This is a genomic window from Thalassotalea mangrovi, assembly GCF_005116735.1.
In the GTDB taxonomy this organism is placed as follows: domain Bacteria; phylum Pseudomonadota; class Gammaproteobacteria; order Enterobacterales; family Alteromonadaceae; genus Thalassotalea_A; species Thalassotalea_A mangrovi.
In genome coordinates, this window is the sequence record NZ_SWDB01000001.1 from 86,799 (window position 1) to 104,091 (window position 17,293).

The 17,293-nt window shown below is 46.9% G+C and carries 15 protein-coding genes and 1 other RNA gene; 10 read left to right on the plus strand and 6 right to left on the minus strand.

Features of this window, described 5'->3' with window-relative positions; translation table 11 throughout:
* The first annotated feature begins 123 nt into the window (after positions 1–123).
* From zapE to E8M12_RS00455, 8 genes are all read left to right on the plus strand, one after another.
* Entirely contained in the window at positions 124–1,239 is a 1,116-nt protein-coding gene (gene zapE / locus E8M12_RS00420; RefSeq protein ID WP_136734096.1) for a cell division protein ZapE, read from the plus strand.
* A 285-nt stretch (positions 1,240–1,524) separates the two neighbouring features.
* Complete coding sequence (gene rplM / locus E8M12_RS00425; protein ID WP_136734097.1) at positions 1,525–1,953, plus strand: 50S ribosomal protein L13; 429 nt, start codon at positions 1,525–1,527, stop codon at positions 1,951–1,953.
* Between the two features lie 3 nt (positions 1,954–1,956).
* Positions 1,957–2,349, plus strand: coding sequence for a 30S ribosomal protein S9 (gene rpsI, locus E8M12_RS00430; RefSeq protein ID WP_136734098.1), 393 nt, complete (start codon positions 1,957–1,959; stop codon positions 2,347–2,349).
* A 600-nt stretch (positions 2,350–2,949) separates the two neighbouring features.
* Positions 2,950–3,540, plus strand: a complete 591-nt coding sequence (gene petA, locus E8M12_RS00435; protein ID WP_136734099.1) for a ubiquinol-cytochrome c reductase iron-sulfur subunit — start codon at positions 2,950–2,952, stop codon at positions 3,538–3,540.
* A complete protein-coding gene (locus tag E8M12_RS00440; RefSeq protein ID WP_136734100.1) occupies positions 3,540–4,802 on the plus strand; it encodes a cytochrome b in 1,263 nt (420 codons plus the stop codon). The genes petA and E8M12_RS00440 overlap by 1 nt, the downstream gene beginning before the upstream one ends.
* Before the next feature lie 2 nt (positions 4,803–4,804).
* Positions 4,805–5,560, plus strand: coding sequence for a cytochrome c1 (locus E8M12_RS00445; RefSeq protein WP_136734101.1), 756 nt, complete (start codon positions 4,805–4,807; stop codon positions 5,558–5,560).
* Positions 5,561–5,696: 136 nt separating this feature from the next.
* Positions 5,697–6,338: a stringent starvation protein SspA gene (gene sspA / locus E8M12_RS00450; RefSeq protein WP_136734102.1), complete on the plus strand. Its 642-nt coding sequence runs from the start codon at positions 5,697–5,699 to the stop codon at positions 6,336–6,338.
* A 23-nt stretch (positions 6,339–6,361) separates the two neighbouring features.
* Positions 6,362–6,760, plus strand: coding sequence for a ClpXP protease specificity-enhancing factor (locus tag E8M12_RS00455; protein ID WP_136734103.1), 399 nt, complete (start codon positions 6,362–6,364; stop codon positions 6,758–6,760).
* A gap of 80 nt (positions 6,761–6,840) precedes the next feature.
* On the opposite strand, the gene E8M12_RS00460 is transcribed toward E8M12_RS00455, so the two are convergent.
* Genes E8M12_RS00460 through E8M12_RS00475 form a run of 4 tightly spaced genes read right to left on the minus strand, consistent with a single transcriptional unit; the run spans position 6,841 to position 10,255 of the window.
* Positions 6,841–7,407 carry a BON domain-containing protein gene (locus E8M12_RS00460; RefSeq protein WP_136734104.1) on the minus strand — a complete coding sequence of 189 codons (567 nt, stop codon included), beginning with the start codon at positions 7,405–7,407 and terminating at the stop codon, positions 6,841–6,843.
* Between the two features lie 52 nt (positions 7,408–7,459).
* On the minus strand, positions 7,460–8,050 hold the full coding sequence (locus tag E8M12_RS00465; protein ID WP_136734105.1) for a phosphoheptose isomerase: 591 nt from the start codon (positions 8,048–8,050) through the stop codon (positions 7,460–7,462).
* A 2-nt stretch (positions 8,051–8,052) separates the two neighbouring features.
* Positions 8,053–8,457 carry a YraN family protein gene (locus tag E8M12_RS00470; protein WP_136734106.1) on the minus strand — a complete coding sequence of 135 codons (405 nt, stop codon included), beginning with the start codon at positions 8,455–8,457 and terminating at the stop codon, positions 8,053–8,055.
* Positions 8,420–10,255 carry a penicillin-binding protein activator gene (locus tag E8M12_RS00475; RefSeq protein ID WP_136734107.1) on the minus strand — a complete coding sequence of 612 codons (1,836 nt, stop codon included), beginning with the start codon at positions 10,253–10,255 and terminating at the stop codon, positions 8,420–8,422. Before E8M12_RS00475 ends, E8M12_RS00470 begins: the two co-directional genes overlap by 38 nt.
* 226 nt (positions 10,256–10,481) lie before the next feature.
* Between E8M12_RS00475 and rsmI the strand changes: the two genes are divergently transcribed.
* The gene (rsmI, locus tag E8M12_RS00480) at positions 10,482–11,336 is read left to right on the plus strand and encodes a 16S rRNA (cytidine(1402)-2'-O)-methyltransferase (RefSeq protein WP_136734108.1); all 855 of its coding nucleotides are present in this window, start codon (positions 10,482–10,484) and stop codon (positions 11,334–11,336) included.
* An 86-nt stretch (positions 11,337–11,422) separates the two neighbouring features.
* Positions 11,423–11,794: RNase P RNA component class A (rnpB, locus tag E8M12_RS00485), an RNA gene on the plus strand.
* Positions 11,795–11,868: 74 nt separating this feature from the next.
* Here rnpB and E8M12_RS00490 read toward each other — a convergent pair.
* The gene (locus E8M12_RS00490) at positions 11,869–16,953 is read right to left on the minus strand and encodes a PAS domain S-box protein (RefSeq protein WP_136734109.1); all 5,085 of its coding nucleotides are present in this window, start codon (positions 16,951–16,953) and stop codon (positions 11,869–11,871) included.
* 142 nt (positions 16,954–17,095) lie between these two features.
* A partial coding sequence (locus E8M12_RS00495) for a phosphoglucose isomerase-related protein (RefSeq protein ID WP_497583344.1) occupies positions 17,096–17,293 on the minus strand: 198 nt, incomplete at its 5' end.

A 17,293-nucleotide genomic window follows, 5' to 3' on the forward strand; every position in this document is an offset into this window, starting at 1 on the left:
CAGAACATGATGAAAACAACTATGCCACTTGTTATTGTATTCTTTTATAATAGCCGCAATTGAACTTCAGTACATTAACAATTTGACTTTGCCAGGCTGGTAACACCAGCTTAGAAACTGATTATGCTAAAGCTTACGCCGATACAAAAATACCAACAGGATATACAACGACCTGATTTTGCTCATGATGCAGCCCAGGAAAATGCGATTCGCCACCTGCAACGTCTGTACGATGATTTGATGGTACAGCCGATCGCGGTTCGTGGATTTAAAAAAATCTGGTCCGGTTGGAAAAAGGTCTACCAAAAATCGTCATCAGTCCCGGTCAAAGGTTTGTACTTTTGGGGCGGTGTTGGCCGTGGCAAGACCTACCTGGTGGATACTTTTTACGATTGCCTGCCGTTCGAAAATAAAATGCGGGTGCATTTTCATCGTTTTATGCATCGGGTGCATCAGGAGATGAAAGAGTTATCTGGACAGGCGGATCCATTGAAAATCATTGCCGACAAGTTTGCCTCGCAAACCCGAATCATTTGTTTCGATGAGTTTTTTGTCTCTGACATTACCGATGCGATGATTCTCGGCAGGTTATTCGAATATCTGTTTGCTAACAACGTCACCCTGGTCGCTACATCGAATATCATTCCCGATGAGCTGTACCGCAATGGCTTGCAGCGGGCACGGTTTTTACCGGCAATTGCCTTAATTAACGAGCACACCGAGGTGGTGAATGTCGATAGCGGTGTTGATTACCGGCTGCGAACCCTGCAGCAGGCCAACCTCTACCATTACCCGTTAAACGATAACGCTAAAACCAGCCTGGCGCAGTATTTTCAGCAATTGGCTCCAGAGCCGGGGCAGGTGGGGAAAGTCATTGAGATAAACAATCGGGCGTTAACTACCATTGAAGAAGCAGACGGTGTGGTACATTTTAGTTTTCACGAGTTATGTGAAACGGCGCGGAGCCAGGCCGACTACATGGAACTTTCCCGACTGTATCAAACCGTCATTGTTGCTGACGTGAAAGTGATGGGGCAGGCTAATGATGATGCCGCCCGTCGGTTTATCGCCCTGGTGGATGAATTTTATGAGCGTAAGGTGAAATTGATTATCTCCGCCGAAGCGACAATGGATGAACTATACGGTGAGGGGAGCCTCAATTTTGAATTTAAACGCTGCCTGAGCCGTTTACAAGAAATGCAGTCACTGGATTATCTGGCGGCGGAGCATTTACCGTAGCTTTCGTCATTTCCGAAGCTACAAGCGGCAGGCGACAAGCTGCAGGTTGTTGGTAACTTACCTCTTACAGCCTGTCGCTTACCGCTTAAAGCCGCTTTTTTTCCATTTGTTTGAAATTTATACGTGATCTTTTCGATAAATTTCTCTATAATTCGCGGCTCCCAACGTTACAACGCCTGTTTTCAGGCATCAGACTCGATACTCGAAGGGGTAATAGCGTAGTCTTTATTAACCGGCAGATAATTTCTGCTTTTTAATGTAACTTTTTTAAATATGGGTTTTTTAATGAAAACTTTTGTAGCTAAGCCAGAGAGCGTTCAACGCGAATGGTTTGTAGTGGACGCTGAAGGTAAAACTTTAGGTCGTATCGCTACTGAGATTGCTCGTCGTTTACGTGGTAAGCACAAGCCAGAATATACTCCTCACGCTGACACCGGCGATTACATCGTTGTCGTTAACGCTGAGAAGGTTCATGTAACTGGTAACAAAGCGAAAGGTAAAATTTACTACTCGCACACTGAATTCCCAGGTGGTTTGAAGCAAATTAGCTTTGAAAAGCTAATTGAGAAAGCGCCTGAGCGTGCAATTGAGTTTGCAGTAAAGGGCATGTTACCAAAAGGTCCACTAGGCCGTGACATGTATCGTAAATTAAAAGTGTATGCTGGTCCTGAGCACAAGCATGCGGCACAACAACCTAAAGTTTTGGAGCTTTAAGCAATGGCTGATAATCAATATTACGGTACTGGTCGTCGCAAGAGCTCTACTGCTCGTGTGTTCTTGAAAGCTGGTAACGGTACCATCACTATTAACAAGAAAGACATCTCTGAGTATTTTGGTCGTGAAACGGCTCGTATGGTTGTTCGTCAGCCACTTGAGTTAGTTGACATGATCGAGAAGTTTGACCTGAACATCACTGTTGTTGGTGGTGGTATTTCTGGCCAGGCTGGTGCAATCCGTCACGGTATCACTCGTGCACTGATGCAATTCGACGAAAGTTTGCGTAGTGACCTGCGTAAAGCTGGATTCGTTACTCGTGATGCTCGTAAAGTTGAACGTAAGAAAGTTGGTTTACACAAAGCGCGTAAACGTCCTCAATTCTCAAAACGTTAATTTTACTTATCGATTGGAAAAAAGCCGGCTATGCCGGCTTTTTTTATACATGGATGTATTTATCCTCACGAGCCATGGATGGTGTTAGTGAGGGTTTTTGCACATGGACGTGCTTAGTCGAGATTTAGCCATCCATGATATCTCGACATTCCGTAAATCCCTTTACATTGTCGAGATTTAGCCATCCATGATATCTCGACATTCCGTAAATCCCTTTACATTGTCGAGATATACCTCCCTGATAATCCGACATTCCGTAAATCTTTTTACATTTTTGAGATCTTACCTTCCCGATATCCCGGCATTTCGTGAGCCAAGGTATCTAGCCCTGAAATACCCCGTTTAAAACCTTCGCTTGTGCACATTCGATTAAAACTTATCCGAACGCTTTAACACTCGCTTCCTAATCGATTTTTAATCCCATACTTTTTTTGCGGCTTAGCGGCTGTGCTGATTGTTTTACCTTGTAAAAATAAGGCTATTTCATTATCATAGGCAAAATTTTTTTATCTCTGAATTGATGTTCGCGTTGTTCCTTTTCTCGCCACATTCAGGGAGCAAACTTTTAATATATTGTCTAATTAATAATGGAGAGATGGAATGAGCAATGCGCCCGTGAATAACGGCCGTCGACGCTTTCTGACTGTCGCTACTTCGGTAGTGGGCGGAGCAGGTGTTGTTGGTGCAGCTGTGCCTTTCATTGCTTCCTGGAATCCGAGCGCAAAAGCGAAAGCTGCCGGTGCCCCTGTGGAAGTTAATATCAGTAAAATTGCTACTGGCCAGTTGGTTCGTACAAACTATCGCGGTAAGCCGATTTACATTGTACGTCGTAGCCAGGATGTCATTGATGCGCTAGGTGGTCATGAAGACCAGCTCAATGACCCGCAATCCAATGAAGCGCAGCAACCAGCTTATGCGCAGAACCAATATCGCTCCATTAAACCAGAGTATCTGGTAGCGGAAGGGGTTTGTACTCACCTGGGTTGTGCGCCAACATACCGAAAAGGTGATTTTGCTGAGCAGGTTGAAGGCGTTGATTACGGTTTCTTCTGTCCGTGTCATGGTTCCAAATTTGACATGGCTGGCCGGGTGTTCTCCGGTGTACCGGCACCATTAAACCTAGTGGTTCCTGAACATTCATTCTTAGATGACAACACCTTGATTATCGGTGTTGGTAAGGGAGATGCATAATGTTCGAAAACTTTATGGCTTGGATTGACAAGCGTTTGCCTGTTACTGAAGCGTGGAACAAACACGTTGGTCAGTATCCGGCTCCTAAAAACTTTAACTTCTGGTACTTCTTTGGTTCCTTAGCCATGTTAGTACTGGTTAACCAAATTGTTACTGGTATCTGGTTAACGATGAACTACGAACCTTCCGGTGACGGCGCATTTGCCTCCGTTGAGTACATCATGCGTGATGTTGATTACGGTTGGTTGTTGCGTTACATGCACTCTACCGGTGCTTCTGCGTTCTTTATCGTTGTTTACCTGCATATGTTCCGTGGCCTGATGTATGGTTCTTACCAAAAACCTCGTGAACTGCTATGGATCTTCGGTATGCTGATCTTCTTAGTATTGATGGCTGAAGCGTTCATGGGTTACTTATTACCTTGGGGTAACATGTCGTACTGGGGCGCACAGGTAATTATCTCCCTGTTTGGTGCGATTCCGGTCATCGGTGATGATTTAACCACCTGGATTCGAGGTGACTACGTAATTTCCGGTGCTACCTTGAACCGTTTCTTTGCCCTACACGTTATAGCCCTGCCACTGGTATTAGTTGTGTTGGTATTCCTGCACATTCTTGCTCTGCATGAAGTTGGCTCTAACAATCCGGAAGGTACCGATATTAAGAAGCCGAAAGGCAGTATTCCTGAATCCGAGCAAAGTCCGTTTAAGTATCACGAAAGCTATACCAAGAAGTATGACATCGTCGACGCGGTACCATTCCACCCGTACTACTCTGTAAAAGACATCATGGGTGTGGTTGGCTTCCTGTTACTGTTCTGTTGGGTTATGTTCTTTGCACCGGAAGGTGGCGGGTACTTCCTCGAAGCACCTAACTTTGAACCGGCAAATGCCCTGAAGACGCCTGAGCACATTGTTCCGGTTTGGTACTTTGGTCCTTTCTACACCATCCTGCGTGTAATTCCGGATAAATTACTGGGTATGCTGGGGATGTTCGCCGCTATCGGTATGCTGTTTGCGCTGCCTTGGTTCGATCGTGGCACCGTGCGTTCAATTCGCTACCGTAGTAAGTGGCACTTACTGAACCTGACCCAGTTTGCCATCTGCTTTGTTATCCTGGGTATTTTGGGAACCATGCCTGCTTCGGATCTAGCGAACCTGATTGGTCGTATCGCAACACTGGGATATTTTGGTTTCTTTATTGCGCTTTGGTTCTACTCGAAAAACGAAGATACCAAGCCAGTTCCGGAAAGGATGTCTTAATAATGAAAAAAGTTCTCGTTACCCTGCTTTGTATGTTTCCGGCCCTGGCTATTGCAGCCGGTGCCTCGGCGCCATTAGACAAAGCCAATAATGACCTGACTGATAAAGCCTCGCTGCGCAGTGGCGCTGAGACTTTTATGAATAATTGTTTAGGATGTCACTCTCTCAAGTACCAGCGATACAATCGTATGTTTGCCGACTTAGGTATCGATGAGAAAGAAGGTGTTGCTACCCTGATGTACACCGGTGAGAAGCCTGGTGATCACATCACTAATACCATGCCAGCGGCGGAAGCGGCGGCCTGGTTTGGTGCTGCGCCACCAGACCTGACCCTGGTTGCTCGTGCCCGTAAAGGCGGTGCAGACTGGATATACACCTATCTGCGTGGTTTCTACGTCGATCCGGAGCGTCCGTTCGGCGTTAACAATGTCGTGTTTAAAGACGTTGGTATGCCGCACGTCTTTCAAAACCTGCAGGGTGTACAGGAGTTGACTGATGAAGCGAAAGCGATGCTGCAAAAACCGGCCAAAGAACAACGTGCACTGTCCACCGACGACCTGGTATTAGTTCAGGAAGGCACGATGACTCCGGCAGAGTATGACAAAATGATCCGCGATCTTGCCAACTTCCTCGAGTACACCGGTGAACCTGGTAAGGTTGAGCGTAAGCGCCTGGGTTACTGGGTCATGGGATTCCTGGTGATTCTGTTTATTCTCAGCTACCTGCTGAAGAAAGAATACTGGCGTGACGTTCACTAGATTAAATCGCCCGGACAATAAACGTTTCGGGTAATATTTAGGGGCTATACTAATGGAATATTAGTATTGGCCCCTTTGTCGTATCAGGTCTGTTTTTAACCGATACTATTTAATAAGAATATTTTTTGGAGGATATATGGCTGTAGCCGCAAACAAACGCTCTGTCATGACTTTGTTTTCACATGCCGATGATATGTACAGTCATCAAACTCGTATTGTATTGGCTGAAAAAGGTGTCGGTGTTGATATCCACTTGGTCGATATGGATAACCTGCCGGAAGATTTGATTGATTTAAATCCTTACGGCACGGTGCCAACGCTGATTGATCGCGAGCTTGCGCTTTATGAAGCAAAAATCATTATGGAATACCTGGATGAACGATTCCCACATCCACCATTAATGCCAGTGTATCCGGTATCTCGCGGTCGCAGCCGTCTGATGATGCACCGCATTGAAAGTGACTGGTATTCATTAGCGGATAAAATCATGAAAGGATCTGCTGATGAAGCGGAATCTGCCCGCAATGAGCTGCGTGAAAGCTTGTTGTCTATCGCGCCGATCCTTAATGAAGCGCCGTATTTCATGAGCGAAGAATTCAGCCTGGTTGACTGTTATCTGGCTCCACTGTTGTGGCGTCTACCTGCTTTTGGTATTGAACTTTCGGGGCAGGGCAGTAAAGAGTTGAAATCTTACATGCTACGTCTATTTGATCGCGAATCCTTCCAGGCGTCACTGACCGAAGCGGAACGTGAATTGCGATTTGGTCATCCAGCGTAATATCGTCTGTTATGAATATTGAAATGACATCAAATAAGCCCTATTTGCTCAGGGCTTTTTTTGACTGGATTGTCGATAATCAGCTAACGCCATATATTTCAGTTGATGCCTTGTATCCCGGTGTCAACGTACCGCAGGCCTATGTGACCGACGGGCAAATCGTATTGAACATTGCACCGGTGAGCGTCGGTGGCTTTGCCATGGGCCAGGAACAGATCGAGTTTAACGCCAGGTTTGGCGGGAAGCTTGAACACCTGATTATCCCTAACGAAGCGGTCGCGGCTATTTATGCCCGTGAAAATGGTGTTGGAACCTCGTTTGAGGTCAATTATCCGGAACTTGCCGAGGCTGAGGAGTCAACGACCGAAAGCCAGCAAAAACCGCCGAAAAAAGGCAAACCCAGTTTATCGATTGTGAAATAAAAAAACGGGCGAATGCCCGTTTTTTAATATTTGAAACTAGAAACCAGAGGCGAGAAACGAGAAATGTTTCTTCGATTCTCTTACTGGTATTCAAATGCTCGGTAGACTTTTGCTACGCCCGGTACATTGCGTACGATATCAACGGCAATGGTACTTTCCTGCTGATTCACCAGCCCCATCAAAAATACTTCTGAGTCTTCCGTTACTACTTTGATGGCTGTGGACTTTATACGGTCATCCATCATTAGCTCAGTTTTCACTTTGGTGGTTAACCAGGAGTCCGCCCCTTTGCTTGTCAGTGACAGCATTTTGCCAACACGAATCTGATTATGAAGTTTACGCACCCCAGGAATATCGCTTATCAGGCGAATTACCTGATCTTTAAGCGCTTGCGTCGGTGCCTGACCGACGACTAGCAGATGGCCATTTACGCTGATAAATTTAACATTCGTTGCTTCATCTAATAGCGGCTCACTGCTGACCCGGCCATAGGCTTTTACTTCAATAGCCTGGTCGTCGACCTGGGCACCTAACGTGCGTCGGTCATTGTATGACATCGCGCCACCGGCGGCAGCGCCAACCAACGCGACGGCGCAGCCCTGCAGTGAGCTGGCTATGGCTGTAATCAAAATAAGCTGCTTAAACATAATATTCTTCTTCTTTGACTGTGGCATTTAACGCGGCAGCATTGCCGCGAGATTAATTTTCCGCTTGTGGAAATAACGTCGTATCAATAATTTCGCACAAACAGTGGATGGCAAGCAAGTGAACTTCCTGGATTCTCGCTGTGCGGCTCGAAGGGACGCGTATTTCCACATCATTTTCACCAAGAAGCCCGGCAATTTCACCGCCATCTTTACCGGTTAAAGCAATAATCTTCATATCGCGGGCAACCGCCGCTTCAATGGCTTTAATCACATTTTTCGAGTTTCCAGAGGTGGAGATGGCTAACAAAATGTCGCCAGCATTGCCCAGGGCTCGCACCTGCTTGGAGAATACTTCTTCATAGCTGTAATCATTGGCAATTGAGGTTAGCGTTGAACTGTCGGTGGTTAATGCGATTGCCGGCAGGCTCGGACGTTCGGTTTCATAGCGGTTGAGAAGTTCTGATGAAAAGTGCTGCGCGTCACCCGCTGAGCCGCCATTTCCGCAGGACAGTATTTTTTGTCCTGCTAACAGACACTCAACCATCACCATGCCGGCTTTTTCAATCGCAACCGGCAAGGCTTCACTTGACGCAATCTTAGTTTCGATACTCTCGCGGAAGTTATCTTTGACTCGTTCTAACATATTCAAGCTCCAAAAAAGGCATTTTTCAGCCATGAAATTCTAGGTCTGATGGCTAAGCCGTCAAGGCTTATGACATCGAAACGATACTTGGTATTGTACTCGTTCAGCCCCTGCTTTTGCAGAAAAAATTGGGCGCTGCGAATCATTTTACCTTGTTTGCTAAGTCCAACCTGAGCCGCTGCATCACCATGACTGGCGCGCGACCGGTACTTAACTTCAACGAACACCAGGCAGTCGTTGTCTTTAAAAATTAAGTCTAATTCACCAAAGCGGCAGGCGTAGTTGGCACCGATAAATGTCAGTCCCTGTGCCACTAAATAGCGCCTGGCTCTTAGCTCCATCAAAACCGATAAAGGTTTTGTCGCGATGCTAAGGCATGCTAATCGCCGATACTCGTCGAAATCCATATTTACCCCAGGACAGGGAACGGCTTATGATGCGCTCCGAATCCATTTGCAACGTGCCGGTCTCGCCTGCGTGGTGCATGGCCGGCGTTCGTTGCATTTTTTCAGCCTTGTCAACCAGGTTCATGGTATCTATGCCCATCGCATACAAACGCTGCATACCGCTGGATGTGTTGGGCCATAATTGTCGTGCCTGCTGCCATAGTTCAGCCTGTCGCGCCTGATTGGGAAGCAACCAGGGCATTTCGGTAAAGGTCAGGCCGTTTAAATCGCGGCTGGTATTGTTGTCGCGATTAATATTATGGCTTCTTGAGCTGGCAAATATGGGTATCGCTTTGGCAAACGGGCTGATATTCACATCAACATACGGCTTTAATAAGCGCGCGTCATCGGCACTGGCGAAGATGTATATCATGTCGATATCGCGACGGTTACGGGGCTCCGCCTTAAGGTTCTCATTCATTCGATTGCGCATTAAAAAGATTCGTTCTTTCGACAGGTTAACATCGAGTGCGGTTTTTACTGCCTGTTCCATTTCTTTGCTGGTGTGATAATAGATCACCTGTGGCGTGTTACCACTTTGTTGTCGCCACTGGTGTTCAAATGTATCAGCAAGGCGTTTTCCTAAACTCGAGTCCTGGCTGAGGATCACCGGTTGTTGATAGCCTTGTTGGAATAACGTGAAGGCGGCCTGTTTTGCTTCATCCTCCGGACGCATGGAAAATACAAAGTGTTGACTTCCCGGTTGTTGTTGCTCTGGTAAATTTAACAGCAGGCTGGGCCAGGTATGTGGCATAAGCTGTTGTTCGGTGGCGATGTAAGCGTCGACATTTTGTTTCAATAAGGGACCGACAACGAAATCCGGTGGAGTCATCATCAATTCCTGAACAATATCCGTCATTGGCCGAGCATTGCTGTCGATAAAGGTTAGTGGCCGGCTATCCTGGTTATGCTGGTAAGCCGCGAGCATGCCGTGCTGAATCGCTTCACCTAAACTGGCTTCACGACCGGATAGGGGAATAATTACGGCGATACGTTCAATTGGTCTTTGCTGGGCATCAGTACTCGCTAATTGGGCTATTTTATCTTCCACCAGTGGTTGTGCCATGTGTGCCGGGTATTGGCGTTGCCATGATATCAGAGCTTTTTGATAGCGCCCGTTATCGGAAATATCGGTTTGCAATTCGGCTAGTGCCAACCAGGGGGACAACGCCGGAGCGTGGCTATTTTGCAAATAATTAAGTTGCCAAGGCATCAACTGGCCAATCAGGTTTTCCAGGGCCTGCAACTGCGTTAAGTCGCTGGCAGGGTAGGCATCATACAGGTGTAAATAGGCGCTGATTGCTTCAGGAACCTTACCTTCAGCCAACAATGCATCAGCCTGTAGCCGCAACTGTCGTTTGCCTGGCTGTTCGCTGTCAATTTGAGCTAGCAGGGCCTGGCTTAATTGCGGTTCCTTTAACTGCAACGCCGCTTCTGCCATGTTTAGCCGATTATAGTTAAGTTGTTGCTGGTTGAGTGGCAGGTTTGCCAGTTGTTGCGATAAAAACAAAGATTTTTGCGGTTGTTGCTGGCCCAGAAGTTTTTGTCCGGCCTGCAACAGTAATACGATAGTCTCTTCACTGTTTTCACCACGAGCCTGTTCTAACAGTTCTTCAACACTTGCCGGTTGTAGCTCTTCATCATCGATCGGCTGCTGAGTCACTGGCGTCGCCGGCGCAGGCTTTTTAGTTTCTGGCGTGGCACAACCATATAGAAAAAGTATGACAATGCTAACAGACAGCAGGAATTTCACATTCATAGAATCGGTTTTCGCTTTAGCGTAAGGGGGCTAGGATTATTATTATCATATGCTGTGCTATCAGCAGATCGCAACCAGAGAAAAAAGCTGGAATGGTAAGCTGTAACAAGCAGATAATTATTGTAATTCGCTTTATAATAAACCGCCCGGCCGTAGCAGGGCAACCCAATGATGTTACAAGGTGTAATCAAGCGGGCTAATTATTAATTAGATCAACAGGTAAAGTATGAGTCAGACTATTGTTCAACCGGGCAGTTTATATGTGGTTGCCACTCCTATCGGTAATCTTATGGATATCACCCAGCGTGCTATCGACGTCCTTAAGCAGGTTGATGTGATTGCCTGTGAAGATACCCGCCATACCGGGCGCTTATTACAACATTTTAATATTACCAATCGAACCATATCTGTTCATGACCATAATGAAAGACAGCGTCAGCAACAAATCAGTGAGTGGCTTAATTCCGGGCAATCGGTGGCGTTGGTTAGCGATGCCGGCACGCCGCTTATCTCTGATCCTGGGTTCCATCTGGTGCGTCATTGTCGTATTGAAAACCTTAATGTTATTCCTGTACCCGGAGCCTGTGCCGCAATTGCGGCGCTGAGTGTCGCCGGACTGGCTACTGACAGGTTTACCTTTGAAGGGTTTTTACCGTCGAAACAAGGGGCGCGAGTCAATACCTTAACCTCGCTGCAGGATGAAACCCGAACCATGGTGTTTTATGATGCTCCCCGTCGCATTATTGATACGGTTCAGGACATCATTACCTGTCTCGGTGCTGAGCGCTACGTTGTGATAGCCCGCGAAGTGACTAAAACATTCGAAACGATTCACGGTGATAGCGCCAAAAATTTGTTGCTCTGGTTGCAACAGGATCCTAACCAGGAAAAAGGTGAGCTGGTGCTGATGATCGAAGGGAAAAAGGCCCTGAGTGAGGAAATCCCGCCACTGGCTCGTAAAACACTGGCGTTATTGTTAAAAGAAATGAAACCAAAAAAAGCCTGTGCTGTGACCGCCGAAATCTTTGATTTGAAAAAGAATGACCTCTACGCGTTAACGTTGGCGGAAAAGGGGCAATAGTTCACTTAGACTGTTAAATTGCTTAATTAATGCGTGGCGCAGGTATAAAGATTGCCTTGCCCTGAGGCAATCGGTACAATGCCGGTCGAGTTGACCAGACAATCGCTGCTGCTTAGCCTAGGTTAAGCAGGGGAGGAAAGTCCGGGCTCCACAGAGCAGGGTGCCAGATAACGTCTGGGGGGCGCAAGCCTACGACAAGTGCAGCAGAGAGAAGACCGCCTAAGCACCGATTAGGTGCCGGTAAGGGTGAAAGGGTGCGGTAAGAGCGCACCGGGCCGCTGGTAACAGTTGGCAGCAGGGTAAACTCCACCCGGAGCAAGACCAAATAGGGTTCCTTATGGCGTGGCTCGCGTTGGAACCGGGTAGGTTGCTTGAGCCCTGGAGCGATCCAGGGCCTAGACGAATGATTGTCGCTCTTTTTAAGAGAACAGAACCCGGCTTATCGGTCAACTCAACTCATTATCCAAACCCGGTGTGTTCAGGCACACCGGGTTTTCTTTTGTGGTCATGAATAAACGCCGAAATGTTTTTTCTATTCAGTGGGAGCGCGGTTTTCGAGTTCTTGCAGCGCTGATTCATAATCATATCGCTCGACCGCTCGCAGCAAGCGCGTGTAAACATTGGCGCCCAGCTCTGCATGTAATTTGGCCTTATGTTTTTCAATATAGTCGGCTGTCGCCGTATCATAGGCTGTCAACATCGTCTGCAATTCAATAATACATTGTGCCAACGGTGTTGATTGCTCGGTCAAGTCGCTAGTGTCGGGCTCAGTTTCTGGCAAGGCTGGTACCTTCACATTTATTTCGTGAATCGCCATCTCTAAAGGCCGGGAAACCGCCTGTAATGAGTTTAACGATAGCTCACCGGCATGAGCTTGCTGTTCCAGTTGCTGAGCCTTGTCCTGAACTTCTTCGGCACCAATGTTACCGGCAAGCCCTTTCAATGTGTGCGCCAGATAAACAGCCTTGTCAATATCGTTTTGCTCGATGGCGGCGCGGAATTTATCTTTAAAATCCTGCTGACTCTTGCTGAAATTCAAAAGCAATTTTTGATACAAAGGGCGGTTGTGCATTGCCCTGCGTAGTCCATCACTGATATTGATGGTAATCATTTTATCCGGCAGTGACGATTGGCGATGTTCGTACTGTGCAATCGATGACGGGGCTTTGGACTGGCCCTGTGCTGGTTTGTTGATCCAGTTCGCCATGATTTGAAACATGGTCTCGACATTGATTGGTTTGGCGATATGATCATTCATCCCTGCCTGCAGTGCTTTTTCTTTGTCGCCGGCCATGGCATTTGCCGTCATCGCTAAAATCGGCAGGTCCGCAAACTGCTCTTGTTCGCGGATTTTCTTACTTGCGGTGTAGCCATCCATTACTGGCATCTGGCAATCCATTAACACCCCGTCATACGCTTGTTTTTTTAACATATCCAGGGCAATCAGACCATTTTCGGCAATGTCACACTCAATACCGTTTTTGCTAAGCAGGGCACTGATTAACTGCTGGTTTACCTCGTTATCCTCCACCGCCAGAATATGTGCACCCTGCAATTGTTCAATGGCGGCCTGCATTTTTAATTTTGGTGAGCTAATGGCTCTGGTTGAAATACCCTGATCGCTGCCAACCTGCAGGATGGCTTGCTGAAGTTTACCGCGAGTGACGGGTTTAGTGAGAATATCATCAACCTCCAGGTCATCAAGCTGCAATGTTAATTCTTCACGGCCAAAAGCGGTAACCATAAACACCAGCGGAGGGTTTTGTAACTTCAGTTCGGTGATGACAATTCTGGCCATGGCAACACCGTCGAGAACCGGCATTTGCCAGTCTATCAGCAGTAACTGAAATGGATCTTCTTTATCATGTCGGTTAAGCAATGCCAGCGCATCTTTAGCGTTGGCCGCTACTTTGTATCGATACCCCATGGAGTCGAGTATCCGGGCAAAAATATCGCGCGCGTGGGCGTTATCGTCAACCACCAGAATATTATCAATCTTTTCAACTTTAGGTGCCGTTTTGCGGCTAACGTTTAATTGCCGTTTGAATTTGATCGTGAATGAAAACGTACTTCCTTTGCCTAACTTACTCTGTACATTGATTTGTCCGCCCATCAGGTCAATCAGTTTTTTAGTGATCGCCAGCCCTAAACCGGTACCGCCATGAACCCGGGTGGTCGATGCATCGGCCTGGGTAAAAGGCTGGAATAGTTCCCGTTGCTGCTCTTCACTCATGCCGATACCGGTATCCTTTACGGCAAAGTTGATTTCCACTTCATTAGTGGTCGTACGCAATGATGAGACCTGCAATAGTACTTCACCTTCCTGAGTAAACTTAACCGCATTGTTGGTCAGGTTGATTAACACCTGAGTTAATCGCAGCGAATCACCAACTAATTGCATCGGCAAATCATTCTGAATATCAAACAACAATTCCAGATGCTTTTCTTCCGCTTTTATGCCAATAAAGTTAATCAGGTCTTCAAGCACTTCACCAAGGTCAAAGTTACTGTATTCTACGTCCAGTTTACCGGCTTCAATTTTTGAAAAATCGAGGATGTCATTAATGATGCCGAGCAGGGATTCAGCCGACCTGTGCACCTTATCGATATATCCCCGCTGCTGCGGAGTAAGTTCCGTATTCAGCGCCAGGTGAGACATACCGATGATGGCGTTCATTGGCGTGCGGATCTCATGGGACATATTGGCAAGGAAGTCGGATTTGGCCCGGTTGGCATTTTCGGCCACTTCTTTCGCTGACTCGTAATCCAGTTCCAGTTTTTTACGCTCGTCGATGTCGATGTGTACGCCGGATATCCGGGTCGGAACATTTTGATTGTCGGTTTCAATCACCCGCCCCATAGACAGTACCCACTTATAACTGCCGTCTTTGCACCTAAGGCGGATTTCGCGGCTGTGTTCAATGACCTTTTGAGTCAGGTAGTCGCGCACCAGTTGCTTTATCACGGCCTGGTCTTCGGGGATGAATAACTCCATCCAGGTATCATAGCCACCTTTTAGCTTTGACCATTTACTGTCAGTTTCGAGAATATCAAGCGGTTCATAGCCGAGCATGGTCGCCCAGACGGAATTGATTAATGCGTGTCCTTTTTGCGGATACAATTCCCACAGGCCAATTTTGGCCCCATAGGTTGCACTGTCGAGGCGTTCTTCACTTTCAATCAAGCGTTGTTGCTGGCGGTTGCGCTCAGTGATATCCCGTAAAATACCAATAAAGACTTTCTGATGATCCAGAACCGCTTCCCTGACCGCGATTTCCATCGGAAATAATTCTTTGTTTTTGCGCTGGGCGGTCAGTTGCCGGACATGATTGACCACATCGGATTCTTTACGGCTTTGATAGTGAGCGAGGAAAATATTATGGGTATCTCCCATGGCATCCGGTTGTAATATTGATACCTGCTTACCTACCACTTCATTACGGTCATAACCAAAGATAGCCTCTGCCGAACGACTAAAGTTTTGAATGGTCCCCTTGCGATCGATGACAACTACGCCATCGGCAACGCTATCGAGAATGGTGGCAAAGCGGTTTTCACTTTCTTTTAATTCTTCTTTCAGACTCTCTTGCTGACTGATATCGATCAACGTGCCATCTAAGTAGGTTTTTTGATTATATTCGTCCTTGACGCCGCTAACTCGCAACTGCACAGTCTTAATCATTCCTGACTTGTCGTGCATATGGTAGGTGGTCATCACTGTCGAAAAGTTGGTTGCCGCGCTTTTCAGTTTGTTTTTAATCGCTTGTCGCTCTTTTTCAATAATCAGGTCGGTTAGCCTCAGGGGGTTAGGACCATTTAAAAACTCTTCTTTCGGATAACCGGTTAAGTCTTTTATTTTGTCACTGAGAAAATTTAAGTGTCTGTCTTCGTGCCAGTCACCATCATTAACAAAGCGAAATACCGCTCCGGGCAAGTTACCGACAATTGAGCGAATTTGTTGTTCATTCGCCGCTACTTTACGCAGGGCTTCGATACGACCGCTAATGTCCAGTAACGACAGGCGAATCTCATGATTTTCTTTAGTAAAGGTTGCCGAGGCCGATACCTGCTTTTCTTTACCGTGGTAATCGATGATGGTTAAATTGACGTCTTTTTGTGGATTTTTCTGAGCATTGATTAGTAGGTCTTTGCCCTCCTGATTATCTTTTCCTCCTGGCAGTAACTCCCATAATGTCAGGGAATCAAAAGCGCGCCTGGAGTAGCCGGTTAATTCGGCAAAAACCTGGTTATGTTTATCAAAGTGGCCACTGGGGTCAATGGTGGCGTAAGCGACGGGTGAGTGTTCATAGATATCAAACAAGCGTCGCTCGCGATCGGTGAGATCCCGGGTCCGTTCTTCTACCCTCTGTTCGAGGCGCATATTGGCTTCATTGAGGCGAACATTCATGGTGCGCACGATTCGCACTGAAAAGTTTGCCAGCAGGGCAAACAACACCAGAATACTGATAAATACTGCACTGACGGTATTGCGCAGGGCGACATGACCGGCCTGTATTTCCGCATAGTCTATCTCAGAAATGATCCCAAGATTTAATTCTTCATTCCAGTCCCAGGCGCCAATTACCTGCTGGCCGCGGTAATCCCGGTAACCCTGAATGGAATAGCCCTGTTGTTTTTGTAATGCCTGTTGCGCACTGTAAGTAGGCAGCAGATCATCGTTGAGCATATCAAAGGGCTGGCTCTTGCTGAGCTCGCGCCCAGGATCGAGCACTTTTAAATTAAGGATACTTGCCTGGCCCTGTTGAATGACATTTAAATCTGCCAGTTGCTTTTCAAAACGTGAGTTGGAAACTAACGTAGCTCGACTATCGATCAGGTAGGTTTCACCGGTGGATCCCAGGTAACCTATCTGGGTAATGGATAATAATTCTTTAAAGGGATCAAGACGCAGTGCCAGGGCGGCAATGATATCCCCCTCACTGTTAAAAATCGGTGCGGCGACAAACATGGTGGTGTTATGGGATCCGGCACCGCGCTGCTCTTTGTGTAGCGGTACATCCGATAGCATCGGCGGGATCAGCACGGTCTGCCCCTGGAATACCCGGTTCAGGTATTCTGGCCGCTGTTTGTAGATTATATTTTCCTGGCCAAGATTTTCATTGCGCAGTGTCGCATAATTGATGTAGTCCTTGGAAATGACAAAAAAACCAAGCGAACCGTAATAGTCATTGGGGAGGTTACGATAGAACTCGCGAATGGTTTTTAGTGGCGCACTTCCTTGCAGGTAATTAACTTCAAGATTTAATAACCGCTCAGTCTGGCGCACCATTTCCGGATTATCCGCCATGTAACGCAATAAGGTTTTACGGCCATCGTACCAGTTTTCCAGCGCCGTTTCGGTAGTCTCAACCATGGCCTGCAGGGCTTTACCCACCTGCTCATTGGTCTGCATCCGGATTCGCTGCAGGCCAAACACAATTATGACAATAATGATGACGGCGAAAATAGTCAGGGCACCGAGTACCAGTCGACGTGAATGGCTATCTTCCCAAATTGGCTTGTTTTGTCGTTTTACCTGGTTACGAAGGCTATTAATCACCAGCGCTAATATGGCAATCAAGAGAACGATGAGGGCGATAAGTGATTCGGTCAACATGGGTAGCCAGAAGGTTGATAACTGCTATTAATAATAGCAGTTTGACATACAGATGATGCTTCTGGCCAGAATTACATGGTGTTGAATTAAAATGAAAAGCCCGGAATTACCGGGCTTTTTTGCCGTGCTGTAATGCGGATAGTTAACCGTTTTTGTTACGGTTGTAGTAGCGAATCAACGAGGCCGTTGAACAGTCATGATGGTCACTGACCTGATTGGCGCTAAACTCACTGTGGATTTGATTCGCCAGTCCCTTGCCGAGCTCTACACCCCATTGGTCGAAGGAGCAGATGTCAAGCAGAATGCCCTGGGTAAAGATCTTGTGTTCATACAAGGCAAT

Excerpts from the sequence above, each read along its gene's own strand:
- zapE (WP_136734096.1), top strand. The coding sequence starts at position 124 with ATGCTAAAGCTTACGCCGATACAAAAATACCAACAGGATATACAACGA.
- rplM (WP_136734097.1), top strand. The coding sequence starts at position 1,525 with ATGAAAACTTTTGTAGCTAAGCCAGAGAGCGTTCAACGCGAATGGTTT.
- rpsI (WP_136734098.1), top strand. The coding sequence starts at position 1,957 with ATGGCTGATAATCAATATTACGGTACTGGTCGTCGCAAGAGCTCTACT.
- petA (WP_136734099.1), top strand. The coding sequence starts at position 2,950 with ATGAGCAATGCGCCCGTGAATAACGGCCGTCGACGCTTTCTGACTGTC.
- E8M12_RS00440 (WP_136734100.1), top strand. The coding sequence starts at position 3,540 with ATGTTCGAAAACTTTATGGCTTGGATTGACAAGCGTTTGCCTGTTACT.
- E8M12_RS00445 (WP_136734101.1), top strand. The coding sequence starts at position 4,805 with ATGAAAAAAGTTCTCGTTACCCTGCTTTGTATGTTTCCGGCCCTGGCT.
- sspA (WP_136734102.1), top strand. The coding sequence starts at position 5,697 with ATGGCTGTAGCCGCAAACAAACGCTCTGTCATGACTTTGTTTTCACAT.
- E8M12_RS00455 (WP_136734103.1), top strand. The coding sequence starts at position 6,362 with ATGACATCAAATAAGCCCTATTTGCTCAGGGCTTTTTTTGACTGGATT.
- E8M12_RS00460 (WP_136734104.1), bottom strand. The coding sequence starts at position 7,407 with ATGTTTAAGCAGCTTATTTTGATTACAGCCATAGCCAGCTCACTGCAG.
- E8M12_RS00465 (WP_136734105.1), bottom strand. The coding sequence starts at position 8,050 with ATGTTAGAACGAGTCAAAGATAACTTCCGCGAGAGTATCGAAACTAAG.
- E8M12_RS00470 (WP_136734106.1), bottom strand. The coding sequence starts at position 8,457 with ATGGATTTCGACGAGTATCGGCGATTAGCATGCCTTAGCATCGCGACA.
- E8M12_RS00475 (WP_136734107.1), bottom strand. The coding sequence starts at position 10,255 with ATGAATGTGAAATTCCTGCTGTCTGTTAGCATTGTCATACTTTTTCTA.
- rsmI (WP_136734108.1), top strand. The coding sequence starts at position 10,482 with ATGAGTCAGACTATTGTTCAACCGGGCAGTTTATATGTGGTTGCCACT.
- E8M12_RS00490 (WP_136734109.1), bottom strand. The coding sequence starts at position 16,953 with ATGTTGACCGAATCACTTATCGCCCTCATCGTTCTCTTGATTGCCATA.